This is a genomic window from Virgibacillus carmonensis, from assembly GCF_057836705.1.
This window is the reverse complement of the sequence record NZ_JBYQFJ010000052.1, coordinates 1-11,843: the sequence shown is the minus strand read 5'-3', so window position 1 is coordinate 11,843 and position 11,843 is coordinate 1. Positions and strand designations below refer to the sequence as shown.

General features: G+C 33.7%; 18 protein-coding genes and 2 pseudogenes. 16 read left to right on the top strand and 4 right to left on the bottom strand.

Annotated elements, in window-relative coordinates; genetic code table 11:
• A pseudogene (locus tag AC3G7N_RS19895) lies at positions 1-114 on the bottom strand (transposase); the annotation flags it as partial.
• 31 nt (positions 115-145) lie between these two features.
• Here AC3G7N_RS19895 and AC3G7N_RS19890 point away from each other — a divergent pair.
• The 7 genes from AC3G7N_RS19890 (at position 146) to AC3G7N_RS19860 (ending at position 4,226) form a co-directional block, all read left to right on the top strand.
• Positions 146-640 (top strand): DinB family protein, encoded by a 495-nt coding sequence (locus AC3G7N_RS19890; protein ID WP_489423906.1) that lies wholly within the window; start codon positions 146-148, stop codon positions 638-640.
• Positions 641-990: 350 nt separating this feature from the next.
• On the top strand, positions 991-1,308 hold the full coding sequence (locus tag AC3G7N_RS19885) for a PadR family transcriptional regulator (protein ID WP_489423905.1): 318 nt from the start codon (positions 991-993) through the stop codon (positions 1,306-1,308).
• Complete coding sequence (locus tag AC3G7N_RS19880; RefSeq protein ID WP_489423904.1) at positions 1,295-1,864, top strand: DUF2812 domain-containing protein; 570 nt, start codon at positions 1,295-1,297, stop codon at positions 1,862-1,864. Before AC3G7N_RS19885 ends, AC3G7N_RS19880 begins: the two co-directional genes overlap by 14 nt.
• 141 nt (positions 1,865-2,005) lie before the next feature.
• Positions 2,006-2,842, top strand: a complete 837-nt coding sequence (locus AC3G7N_RS19875) for a DUF2268 domain-containing putative Zn-dependent protease (protein WP_489423903.1) — start codon at positions 2,006-2,008, stop codon at positions 2,840-2,842.
• A 64-nt stretch (positions 2,843-2,906) separates the two neighbouring features.
• Positions 2,907-3,020, top strand: coding sequence for a nucleotidyltransferase domain-containing protein (locus AC3G7N_RS19870; RefSeq protein WP_489423902.1), 114 nt, complete (start codon positions 2,907-2,909; stop codon positions 3,018-3,020).
• Between the two features lie 2 nt (positions 3,021-3,022).
• The gene (locus AC3G7N_RS19865; protein ID WP_489423901.1) at positions 3,023-3,835 is read left to right on the top strand and encodes a pentapeptide repeat-containing protein; all 813 of its coding nucleotides are present in this window, start codon (positions 3,023-3,025) and stop codon (positions 3,833-3,835) included.
• A 28-nt stretch (positions 3,836-3,863) separates the two neighbouring features.
• The gene (locus AC3G7N_RS19860) at positions 3,864-4,226 is read left to right on the top strand and encodes a GNAT family N-acetyltransferase (RefSeq protein ID WP_489423900.1); all 363 of its coding nucleotides are present in this window, start codon (positions 3,864-3,866) and stop codon (positions 4,224-4,226) included.
• Positions 4,227-4,262: 36 nt separating this feature from the next.
• On the opposite strand, the gene AC3G7N_RS19855 is transcribed toward AC3G7N_RS19860, so the two are convergent.
• Both AC3G7N_RS19855 and AC3G7N_RS19850 read right to left on the bottom strand, forming a co-directional pair.
• Entirely contained in the window at positions 4,263-4,421 is a 159-nt protein-coding gene (locus AC3G7N_RS19855; protein ID WP_489423899.1) for a disulfide bond formation protein B, read from the bottom strand.
• 12 nt (positions 4,422-4,433) lie between these two features.
• Positions 4,434-5,147, bottom strand: a pseudogene (locus AC3G7N_RS19850) (S8 family peptidase).
• 162 nt (positions 5,148-5,309) lie between these two features.
• Here AC3G7N_RS19850 and AC3G7N_RS19845 point away from each other — a divergent pair.
• Both AC3G7N_RS19845 and AC3G7N_RS19840 read left to right on the top strand, forming a co-directional pair.
• Complete coding sequence (locus tag AC3G7N_RS19845) at positions 5,310-5,516, top strand: helix-turn-helix transcriptional regulator (RefSeq protein ID WP_489423898.1); 207 nt, start codon at positions 5,310-5,312, stop codon at positions 5,514-5,516.
• Positions 5,509-5,886, top strand: coding sequence for a hypothetical protein (locus AC3G7N_RS19840; protein ID WP_489423897.1), 378 nt, complete (start codon positions 5,509-5,511; stop codon positions 5,884-5,886). The genes AC3G7N_RS19845 and AC3G7N_RS19840 overlap by 8 nt, the downstream gene beginning before the upstream one ends.
• A 94-nt stretch (positions 5,887-5,980) precedes the next feature.
• Here the strand turns inward: AC3G7N_RS19840 and AC3G7N_RS19835 are convergent, their stop codons facing one another.
• A complete protein-coding gene (locus AC3G7N_RS19835) occupies positions 5,981-6,427 on the bottom strand; it encodes a hypothetical protein (protein ID WP_489423896.1) in 447 nt (148 codons plus the stop codon).
• 905 nt (positions 6,428-7,332) lie between these two features.
• Here AC3G7N_RS19835 and AC3G7N_RS19830 point away from each other — a divergent pair.
• The 7 genes from AC3G7N_RS19830 to AC3G7N_RS19800 form a co-directional block, all read left to right on the top strand.
• Entirely contained in the window at positions 7,333-7,854 is a 522-nt protein-coding gene (locus AC3G7N_RS19830) for a GNAT family N-acetyltransferase (protein WP_489423907.1), read from the top strand.
• Positions 7,855-8,067: 213 nt separating this feature from the next.
• Positions 8,068-8,613 (top strand): GNAT family N-acetyltransferase, encoded by a 546-nt coding sequence (locus AC3G7N_RS19825; RefSeq protein WP_489423895.1) that lies wholly within the window; start codon positions 8,068-8,070, stop codon positions 8,611-8,613.
• A gap of 109 nt (positions 8,614-8,722) precedes the next feature.
• The gene (locus tag AC3G7N_RS19820; protein WP_489423894.1) at positions 8,723-8,923 is read left to right on the top strand and encodes a hypothetical protein; all 201 of its coding nucleotides are present in this window, start codon (positions 8,723-8,725) and stop codon (positions 8,921-8,923) included.
• A 173-nt stretch (positions 8,924-9,096) separates the two neighbouring features.
• The gene (locus AC3G7N_RS19815) at positions 9,097-9,696 is read left to right on the top strand and encodes a hypothetical protein (RefSeq protein ID WP_489423893.1); all 600 of its coding nucleotides are present in this window, start codon (positions 9,097-9,099) and stop codon (positions 9,694-9,696) included.
• Between the two features lie 228 nt (positions 9,697-9,924).
• Positions 9,925-10,383: a PH domain-containing protein gene (locus AC3G7N_RS19810; protein WP_489423892.1), complete on the top strand. Its 459-nt coding sequence runs from the start codon at positions 9,925-9,927 to the stop codon at positions 10,381-10,383.
• Positions 10,384-10,551: 168 nt separating this feature from the next.
• Positions 10,552-11,073: a GrpB family protein gene (locus AC3G7N_RS19805; RefSeq protein ID WP_489423891.1), complete on the top strand. Its 522-nt coding sequence runs from the start codon at positions 10,552-10,554 to the stop codon at positions 11,071-11,073.
• Positions 11,074-11,292: 219 nt separating this feature from the next.
• Positions 11,293-11,843: class I SAM-dependent DNA methyltransferase (locus AC3G7N_RS19800; protein WP_489423890.1), on the top strand; the 551-nt coding region annotated here is incomplete at its 3' end.

Below are 11,843 nucleotides of genomic sequence, written 5' to 3'. Positions count from 1 at the left end.
ATGGATCCAATCCTGCATAGGCTACTAGTTTTTTAGGATGCTCGAACTGGTTGATTTCCCTAATTTCGGAGATGATTGTTGCTGCAATCTTTCCCCGATACCTGGAACGGATCTATTAAAGGGATTAAATTGGAGGAAATAGAAAATGGATGTAAAGACACTTTTGTTACAACAATGGGCAAGCTGCTTAGATGAAGAAGACTGGTTTCCACCACTTGAAAAAGTGCTAGAGGATATTACTTTTGAACAGGCAATTTGGAAACCAGCTGATGGGACAATGAATTCCATTTGGGAATTAGTTTGTCATTTACTTTTCTATGAAAAGAGATTTCTGATGCGATTTCTTGGTGAAACAGCGAATGAACCACAGGCAGAAAATAATGAATCTACATTTCGATTACCAACTGAAACGTTAGAAAATTGGAAGGAAACAAAACAAGAATACTTTTACGTTCATCGTGAACTTGGAAAAATACTAGCAAAATCAGAACATGAAGATTTGTATAGACAGATCCCAGGAGAAGATAATTCATTAGTGCTTGAACTGAAGAGTTTAGCAATGCACGACGCATATCATATTGGGCAAATTGTATTCCTTAGTAAAATGCAAGGAGCTTGGCCAGGGAAACGCAGCTTTTAAAAAAGCTTCATTAGCTTTACAGTTCCATTATAGGGGGCTTTTCGCAGTAAAGATATAATGCAGACCAATCTAAAAATGTTCTTCAATAATCCGGCGCGATTCTAGAGTAAGGAATTACGCCTTTTCTTTATGTATTGGGCCATTTAATTGAATAAGATTAACACAAAAAGTCGATTTTCCCGCGTAATGGAAATCGACTTTTTTTGGATTAAACTTTTGCTTTGTTATTTTAAGTTTTTATTTTAAGTTCCTTCGATTAATCTTTAAAAATGCTGTTGACTATTCAGTTGAACTGTATTATATTATTATAAAGTTAGACTATATAGTTGAACTGGATAGAGGGTGAGAGCATGAAACATAAATTATTGCCATTGTCTGAAACCATGCATTATATTTTGTTGGCGTTACGTGAACCACTTCATGGCTATGCCGTAATGCAGAAGATAGAAAAAATAAGTAATGGTACTGTTAGTTTAGCGGCTGGTACACTATACGGTGCACTTGAAAACTTGAATAAGCACGGTTGGATTGAACCAGTTGGAAATTCTGGCCGGAGAAAAATTTATATGATAACTGCGGAAGGAAGCGACATTTTGAAAATGGAACAAGAAAGGCTATCGCACATTTTATCCTTGTATGGAAGGGATGATTCAAATGAAGATGTTTAACATGTTTTTTGATATTGAAAAAGAAGAGCAATGGCTGAATGGGCAATTACAAGAAGGTTATCGCTGTACAAAAATTAGTGGATTAGGAATATACACTTTCCAGAAAACGGACAAAAGATATGTTATGCGACTTGATTATCAAGATTATTTACCAAAGAAAAAATTTAAGGAATACAAAGCGATATATGAAGATTTTAGTTGGAGCCACATAGAGGGGCACCGGCTGAGTGGAAAACAGTATTGGCAAAAAGAAGAAAATAATCAAAATGAAATCTTCTCGGACCGCCAATCAAAGGGTAACTATTATAAAAGATTAATGGGTTATTCATTTTGGTTGGGTATGCTGTGTTTGTTTTTTTCTTATTCGATTTACAAGGATTCGGGATTATATCTAACTGAAGGTCTTTGGAGTATGGAAGGTTCATTATTTTGGAAGGCACTTTTATTTGAAACGCCATTTGTCCTTTTGAGGTCCCTTCCCGCACTTATGGTTGTTTTCCTTGGCAGCAGTTACTATAGAGCCTATCGGAAGTATTCCATGTTAAAAGAAAAATAATATGCTAGGGATTTAAGTATGAACTTTTTTAATCCAAAGAAGTAATTGAGGATAATGTCTCTACCACAATCGGGCGCGCTTCTGAATTGGGCCAGATTGTAGAAGGAAATTTTCACGTATTCATGTAGAATAATAATTAAGATGGTGGTGAGAGCTATTAGTCAGTCAGATGTTTTAGTGAAAACTCAATCTAGGCTTTTAGATATGGAGAAGTTTATTTGGGCAGTAAAATCAGATCCAGAAAGTAATAGAAGAGAGCAATTTATTGATATTTTTAAATTTAACGATGAAGATTTAGAGACGATGCTATTTTTCGGCATGTTTAAGCTTGAAAATGATATTGACTCACTTGAATTACAATTAAGAAAGATGCAAAAGCTTGCTTATGAAAACTTTATAAAAGTAGAATTGGAGCTTTTACAAGAACAATTCCCCTCTAACAAACTCATACAATTTGAGTTGTTCATTTTGGATGAAAATGATGATTTTGTTAAGGAAAAACTCGGGGGTGTATCCGCCTTTACGGATTGGGATGGAAATATGTGTTTTGCAGTTCTTCCAGATGAAACCGTGCGTGCTACATTGAAATCCGTTGTCACTCACGAGTATCATCATCACTTGCGTATCAGTGAATTAAAAATGATCAAAGAAAATCAAACTTTACTCGACCGAATGGTTTTGGAGGGTTTAGCAGAACATTTTGTTAGGATAAAATTAGGGGATAAATACTTAGGTCCATATAAAGACGCTCTTACAGAAAATCAAGCTAGAGTATTGTGGGATAGCACTTATAAACAACATACAGATGAGGTAGGACAAAAAACTGACCCATATATGTTTGGTAATGATGAAGAAGGCTTACCGTTTTGGGGTGGTTATTCTTTAGGATACTACCTGGTAAAATGGTATCTCGAAAAGAACGAAGGTACATCTATTGAAGATTTGACTTTGTTAGCAACTAATAAATTTATAGTTTGATTTTCTTGTTGCTTTTAGGGAGCATTTATATGCCGTTTGAAAAATGTAAGTACGAAAAACTGTAATGTCAGATTTCAACAAAGATTGGTTCATTGCAGGTGGTTGGGCAATTAATTTTTTTTTAGGAAAAGAAACTAGAAGTCACCATGATATTGAGATTAGTATTGGAAGTGTTTAATAATGTTGGATGATTTAAAATCAGATTGCAAGAATTGCTTTGGGTTGTGCTGTGTAGCATTGCCTTATGCGGAATCAGCAGATTTTCCGTTCAACAAAGACGGTGGAGAACCTTGCCGACATTTATGTTCAAACAATTTGTGTTCAATACATGACCAATTAAGAGATAAAGGCTTTCGTGGTTGTGTGGCTTATGAGTGTTTTGGCGCTGGGCAGCATGTTTCACAGGTCATTTATAAGGGTGAAGACTGGCGAAAAGAATCAGAACGTGCTGAAGAAATGTTTGCCGTATTCCCTCTCGTGCAACAATTGCATGAAATGCTCTGGTATCTGAAACAAGCTTTGGGTTTAAAGGAAACCCAATCCTTTCAACCTAGTCTACAAAGGATCTACGAAGAAACGGTTGAGCTAACTATAAAAACGCCTAAGGAGATAGTAGAAATAGATCTTGTTGCACATAGAAGCAATGTGAACGCTCTATTGATAGAGACAAGCAAATTGTATCGTGCAGACCTTATTAATAAGAGTAAAAAGAAAAGAGAAAAGAAAGGCTTAGATTACTTAGGAGCAAACCTAAAAGGGTTGGATTTACAAGGAGAAGATTTTAGAGGAACACTAATGATTGCAGCTAATTTAAGCCATAGTGATTTGAGAAAGGCTGATTTTATTGGGGCTGACCTTAGAGACGCAGAGCTAAGGGGCGCTAACTTAAAAAAAGCTCTTTTTCTAACACAGTCACAAATTAATTCTGCAAAAGGAGATAATCACACCCAAATTCCCGACTATTTAGAAAAACCAAGCCATTGGTTGAAATAAAGGATTACCCTTTACTTTTCTAGTTAAATTGCATGATCAAATCTTTCCGGATGATTATCTTTCGGGGGAAGAAATTTTGGAAAATTTGAATGAGGAAGCTATGGTTTTTGGAGTAGTTGATAACGGAAATTTGCTTGGATATCTTTATGCAGAAGCTAATCCTAAATTTGCAGAGGGAAGTATTGAATTTCTTGGAGTTAATCCATCGGCAAGAGATAAGGGAGTGGGTTCTGGACTTTTAGTAAAGGGATTACAATGGTTATTCTCCTTCCCATCTATTGATGAAATCTCCCTTTGTGTCCGTTCTAATAAATCAAAAGCTATTCATTTGTATAAGAAAGTCGGTTTCCAAGTTGAACATGAGCTTACATTTTTTGAGAAAAATCTGTAATAGTAAAATAAAATTTCTTTTAATAAATTAACAATTTCATACGTTTTGGTAATGATGATTTTTGTGGGTGAGTATTGGGCAGAACACATAATTATAGTCTTTTCTAATAACAGCAATTACGCCATTTATTGCAGTTGGATACATCAAAATCCTTTGTATCCAACATAATTTACAGGGCTCAAATTTATCCCCCAACCTTAATTAGTTTTATTTATTTCCAGATAGATTGGTAACAATGTTCTTTAAGTTTAATATTTTCATAGTTTTATCTACGGTAGTTAATATAGATTCTCCTGGGGCAAATATATCTACTTTCCCTATATCTGAAACATTTAATGCTTTCCTTTTCTTATCAATCGCCCCTACACTAATATCCTTGTCAAAAGCAGCTGGATAATATGTTTTTTTGGAATTGTTACCATCTGAGGCAATAATCACAACTTCTTTGGATAAAGCTGAATGAACTGATTTTTTAAGTAGATCGGTGTATTTGGTGGTTCCTAAGCTGATATTAATTATTTTTGCCCCTTATTCACAGACAGATCTATTTGCTTTCGCCAATTGCTTGGAACTCATCCCCATGTCTGTAGCAGACTGTATAGAGATTATTTCTCCTTTTGGTTCCATAGATTCATCTCCATCCGCTAGTAAAATGCCCGCAACCATTGTACCGTGGTATTGTTTTGACACTTTTGAATACCCATCTAAATAGAATTGTGAGAGATTCTCTTTATCTAAAAATTTATTTGTTAGATGTACTCCTGTGTCGATTATTGAAATCTTCACTGTGCTGTTCTTATACGGTAAATAATCATTTGCACTAATTTGTTGTAAGACGTCTTGAAAATTCCCTTGATTATAAGTAGTTTTCCATTTGTAAATTACGACCCCTAAAATAAGAACAAATAGCACAGAGAACATAATTATATACTTTTTTCTCATATAAAAGTTCACCTCTTAAAAATATGTAAAAGACACTTTACGTAAAGTGAGCTTTACTGTATAGTGTTAGATGTTAGCTAATAAAGAATGATAATAAATATAATTAATTTTTTATTATCAAAAGAAGGGAGATCGAGCTATTTGAAAAATAATTTACCTGAAATGAGAAATAAATTTAATTATTCACAGGAAAAGCTGGCTAATGAATTAAAAACAACAAGACAAACCATTATATCCATTGAAAAAAACAGATATCGCCCTTCTTTGCCTTTAGCTATTAGAATTTCACGAATCTTTAATGTGAAGGTCGAAGATATTTTTTTCTTAGAGGAGGAAAAAAATGAATAAACGTGCTTCATTTCTTGGATTAAGTATATTTTGTACGTTAATTACAGTTTTGTTGATTCTGGTTTCACTTATAACCAACGGAACCTTATCCAATTTAAACAGTTTAACTACCCTATCTCTTGGTATACTTTCATTTTCTGTATGGTATCTTTACTCAGACTTCTTTAAAAAAGATGAAAGATCCGAGTTTATTAGAAAAAAAGCTCTAAACACATCATATTTTATATTAGTTATTCTAATTGTAGTATTCTATTTGCTTTCAGCGTTTAAAGTCCTTACCTTAGACCTTTTAGAAACTTTTCAAATTATTGCTGGGTTGGCAACAATAGGATTATCTATATCTTGGATTATCATAACTAAGAAAAATTAGCTTTCTGCAAACGCAGAAAGCTAATTTTTTTAGCATTTGGACGTTATAAAGCATCTTGTTATTAAAAAGATATTTTAGTGCTTCAATGCCTTACCTAAACAATATCCAATAGTTCCACCTGAAATGCTTGATCCCGCATACAAACAAGGTGCACAAGCAGCACCACCGGTACCTCACATGCTGCTCCACAAATAAATCCTAAAGCAGCAACAACAGCCCATGAAACGCCTTGAGAACTTAAGCAATCATTAAAATAACTCCAAGACCATTGTGGTTGAACATCGGGTTTAACCATCACTACATTATTAATACTTTCGCCATTAGACCATGTTTTTAATGCAACTTCTTCCTCGTTTAATTGGTTTAGGTTAACTTCATAGATTGACAATATCTTCTTGTTTTGATTATAAACAACTGAAAATCCATTAAATTGTTCAAGGGCGTCATCGCCTTTAGCAGATATTTTAACAAAATAATTACCATTATCAAGAGTATATACAATGGAATCATTAAAATTTAAATCACTAAATAACAGAGACACAGGGCTATGAAACAGGCAGAGGTCAAGAAAACAACCTTTTATGAACTCGTGAAACAAATGGAGGATAACCTAGCATAAACTTTAAGGAAAAGTGTAAAGTTTGGAACCAAAAGTCTAATAGTTGGAGTCGAAATGTGTAAAAAGTTTACCATGTATATCTAACTCAATCCGACCAGAACGTATTACAAGGTTAACCAGTCATTATGAAAGATTATGATTAATGTTTAACAATTAACAAAAATAAGGTATACTGTAAGTAGAAAGTCATAAAATAAAAAAACCGCCCCATGCTTCAACATGGAGCGGTTACAATAAGCTAACCCCATTAAGAGGGGAAGGCACAGGACTAGATAAATAATCCCTCAACTGACTTGCCAAAATCACATGAGGGGTTATTTTTTATGGTTTTTGTCGGACATGATAAAAGCTATTAACATGCCGAAAGAGATCATCAGCTTTAATACACTTTCCATATCCATAAGCAACACCCCCTTTTTAGGAAATATCCTAAAAGGTGATAGTGTGCAACCCCTCATGTGAAACTAACCTATTGTTATTTCTATTATATCAAAAATACCTGTCCAATCGGAGGTTATAATACAAAAAAGAAGTAGACAAAAGACCGTTTTACATCTTTTTGATTACACCCAATGAAATGTACCATCCTTGATATAATTATTACCACTGAATACAAAAAATGTACCAATGAAAGACAGACTGTTTACCACTTCATACCTTCTGGATGATCAAAGTTTAATAACATAATTTTTGGAATCAAAAATGTATACTTGTTGTACAAATATGATTAATTTTCAATCAGATCAGTCTTCGGCAATCGGGCCAGATTCTGGAATAAGACCTATAATAAATTTTGAGCAATAATGATTAAAAAATGGGGTGGGAAAATGCAAATAAGAAGGGCGAAACTAGATGACGCGCAAGGTATTGCAAAAGTTCACGTAGATAGTTGGAGAACTACCTACAAAGGTATTATCCCAAATGATTATTTAAACAATTTGTCTTACGATCAAAGGACGGAATTATGGAAGAAAAATGTTGCAAAAGAAGATAATTATGTTGTTGTAGCCGAGAATAATGAAGGTCAGATTATAGGTTTTGCAGATGCCTGGAAGAGAGACAACAATGTGGTAAAAAATTCAGGTGATTTGACCTCAATCTACCTTCTGAAAAAGTATCAAGGAATGGGGATTGGAAAAAGGCTGCTTAAAAAACTGTTTGGTCATTTTAAACAGATAGGCTATGAAAAAATATTTGTGGAAGTTCTCGAGGAAAATAAAACACGATTTTTTTATGAATATTATGGTGCGAAATTAGTTAAATCAGTTCAAATTAAAATCAGCGGAAAAATATTAAATGAATTAATTTATGAATGGAATAATGTTGACGTGGTTATTGAGAAGATATAATTTTCTTTTTTTGAAGGGGTTTACAAAGTTAGACAATATTTAATGAAGGTCTGGTATTGGAAACGTTATTCCAGAAAAGGGCACAAGAATTGAATAAGACTTGCGCCTACTTTTGCTTTAAAGGGTCAGATAGTGGAGGAATGTATTAAAACCAACGGGCAGTAGAATTCAATATAAACATCTCCTTATTTTATGAAATGGATGGGTTAACAAATGATAATTGACAATCACGAGTTTCATGTGAATGGATTGAGGTACACCATTATGTCTGCCAACGAAACCGATGCAAAAGATTTATCCGCATTAAGGTTACAGATTGATGGTGAGACTGAAAATCTGGATAGAGAGGCAGGGGAAAATTTTATAGATGAACCTGGATTTGAAATGGTAGTACATACGGACACAGTGAGTCCAAGAAACTTGTTTTTGGTCGCTGTCGCTGGTGATCGTATTGTTGGATTCTCAAGATGTGAAGGAACTTACCTAAAAAGATCCTCTCATAAAGTGGAATTTGGTGTATGCGTACTCAAAGATTATTGGGGACACCAAATCGGAAAAAATCTCCTGAAGGAGTCTATCGCTTGGGCTGACTCTAATTACATTAAAAAAATAACTCTTAATGTCTTAGGGACAAACGACAAAGCCATTGAACTGTACAAAAAGCTTGGCTTTGAAATCGAAGGCATATTAAAAAATGACAAAGTCCTTTCAGATGGTGGATACTATAACACCATTGTTATGGGGAGGTTCAATGAATAACACTCAAAGAAACCGTTATTCAATCAACGGGCGCGCTAATTGAATAAGTGTATCCTTCTGAATAGTAGATTGTTGAATGAAATTTTCCAGAGAAAGGGGGGAAAGAATATTGAATGTAGAAACAGCGGGCTGGCTTGGTATTATTTCAGTATTATTAATTATCTTCTCTTTTTACTTTACACTTACTTTTATTGAAAACTTACATAAGGGTGATGATGAACGTGTCACCAAACAATCAAAATTAGCAGCTATAATATGTTTTGGAATAGCTTTAGTAGTTCCCCCCCTTATAGTTTTAATAACCAAATAAGGTATTAAGCAATAAGGCGCCATTCTTGAATAAAGCTGCGTCCGATATTTCTTTAAAGGGCCATATTGTCGAGGAAACATTTTGATAAACTTTACACTTAAACTAACGAGCAGTTTAGTTCAATAAGAACGATTTAAAAAACTGATTATAAATTCTATGTAGGAGGGTGTTTTGTGAAAAAGATTTTTATCTTATTCATCGCAATTGGATTTGCATTAGTTGGGTGTAAAAATGAAACGAACAATGGAGTAGCTAATGAACCGAATGGAAGTGATTCAGAAAATGCTCAAGCAACAAATCATTTAGATAGTTCTAATAATGTGGAATTCGAATTGTATAGTGGTCAAACATTAAAAATTGCAGTGGTTGGAACCTCCCCAAAAGTCAGAGAAGAACAGGTGGAATTTAATGAAATTTCTTTTGAGGAATTGACAAAAGGGGAAATGACTAATCACGATGCAGTCTTTGTTATGAAAGAAAATCTTCCCCAAGCTGCTGAAAGTCAGTATGCAGATATTTACCTGAATTCTGCTATCCCGTTCTTTTTTATATCTGCTAAAAGCCATATTCCTTTTACATTGAATGATACAGAGTATAATCAGTCGTGGGAATGGACCCCTGGTAATATGTATGCTACTGGTGTGATGAAGAATCCAGAGAATGGCTCATTAAAAGGATGGGGATTTGGTTTGTATAATGGTGAAAAGACAGAAGAACACATAAAAGCAACGTATTCTTTAATATTTAAGAAAATAGAAGAAATCAGTCTTTAAAGTTAAATGAAACATCAATTTAAATAAAACCTATTGTATTAACGGGTGCGTTAGTTAAAGAAGAATAATCTAAATTATTATAAATTAAGATATACCACAATCGGGCGCGATAACCGAATAAATATATGCCATAATAGGGCCAGATTGTGGCATAGATGTATCGAAACTTTCTGCAATCTGAAGCGTATACCAGTAGCGCGAACATTTTATTTAGGGGGGTGTTATTAAATGGATTTTAAAGTTAAAAAAGATAAATCTTTTATGACTATGATATTAATTTTCGTAATCTTTACAGTTGTTTTGGTATCAGCACCCTTTATTACCTTTTTCAATAGCCTATCCGCTCTAAATGTGCTTTTATGGGTATTTCTTTTATTAATAACGGTAGGAGTATTACTTTGGACTTCATACGGTATCAAATATAAATTTTATGATGATTATTTATACGTACGAGGAGGGGTGTTTCGTAGTCGAATCCCATATGACGCAATTACTCAAGTGGAATCATTAAAATTTACAATAGGTGATTTAATGGCAGGGTATAGAATTTTATCATCTAAAGATGGGATAGTATTATCCTATAAAACTGGTTTGTTTGGAGTGGTGAAAATTTCACCACAAGAAAAATCTTTATTCCTTTCAGAATTAAAAAAGCGTAGTCCACAATCCATTTTTAAAAATAATTAAAAGATCCATTAACGGGCGCAAATCCGGAATAAGAATTACACTCTTTCTTTGCTTTGGGCCAGATCGCAGAATAAGGTCCACCAAGCTAAAGGGGAGTAATGTGAAAGAATGTATTTTGTTTTGTTGTGATAAATAAAGATAAAAAATTAATGTTGGGTGGGAACAGTTGTGGCAAACTCTGTTGTAAATCTTAATGATTACGATCCTAATTGGGCATTACAATTTGAAGATGAGAAAAAGAGAATCAACGAGGTTATAGGTGATAAGGTAATTGTGATTGAACATATTGGAAGTACGTCTATAAAAGGGTTAGAATCAAAACCAATAATTGATATTATGGTGGGGGTGAATGATTTAAATGAAGTAGAATCACTTGTAAAACCTTTAAGTAAAATTGAATTCGAGTATGTTCCCAAACCTGAGCTAAAAGATAGAAGATTTTTTAGGAAAGGGTTGTGGGGACAGGGTACTCATCATTTACATATTTGTGAATTTGGTAGCGTTGAATGGAATGAAAAAATGTTGTTTCGTGATTATATAAGGTTACATCCTGAAGCATCAAAAGAATACAATTCATTAAAAAAAGAGCTTGCATCTAAATATCGGTTCGATAGACCAACATACACAAAGAAAAAGGAGCCATTCATTAAAGACATTATTGAAAAAGCCAAGAAGGAAAAAGGTGATTAATGAGTGCTTCACAAAGGGGCAGCGCCAGTTGAGCATCTTAAGCAATCGGGCGCAAATCTGGAATAAAGCTGCGCCCACTATTGCTTTAATACGATCGGGCCATTTTGTTGAACAACATCTTATAAAGTAAACTGGATATTTATGTTAAAGTATAGAAAAAGACTGTACTTACTAAAGTGGTGGGTTCATTCAATAACCAAGTGAAAGGAAGATGGTTTAATGGTCTACCGCAATTCTGAATTTTATGATGATAAAATAGTATTTGAAAAGTATATATCTCAGAGAAGAAGTGAAGACAATTTAAATGATTTGATTGAAAAGCCTGTTTTGGTTGAACTTATTGGTAATGTTAGGGGTAAGGCAATTTTGGACTTAGGCTGTGGTGATGGTGAAATTGGTTTTGATTTTTTAAATCAAGTTTGTTTAAGTTATACGGGTGTAGATGGTTCTCAGAATATGATTGATTTTGCAAACAATAATTTTGCTAATCTCAATAACGTAAAATTTGAAAGGTCAATGTTACAAGAATGGGATTTTCCAACGAAAAAATTTAATTTGGTTATTTCACGAATGAGCCTTCATTATCTATCGGACCTGTCGGAAATATTTAAAAAGGTTTATAAATCATTGGAAAATGGGGGACAATTTATATTTTCAGTGGAACATCCTTTTTTTACATTTAATAATTATTCTAAAGATTATTATAACACTGGGGAGCAGGTGTGTTATTGGCTTGAAAATGAAGTAGTAAAAAATCATAGAAAGATAGA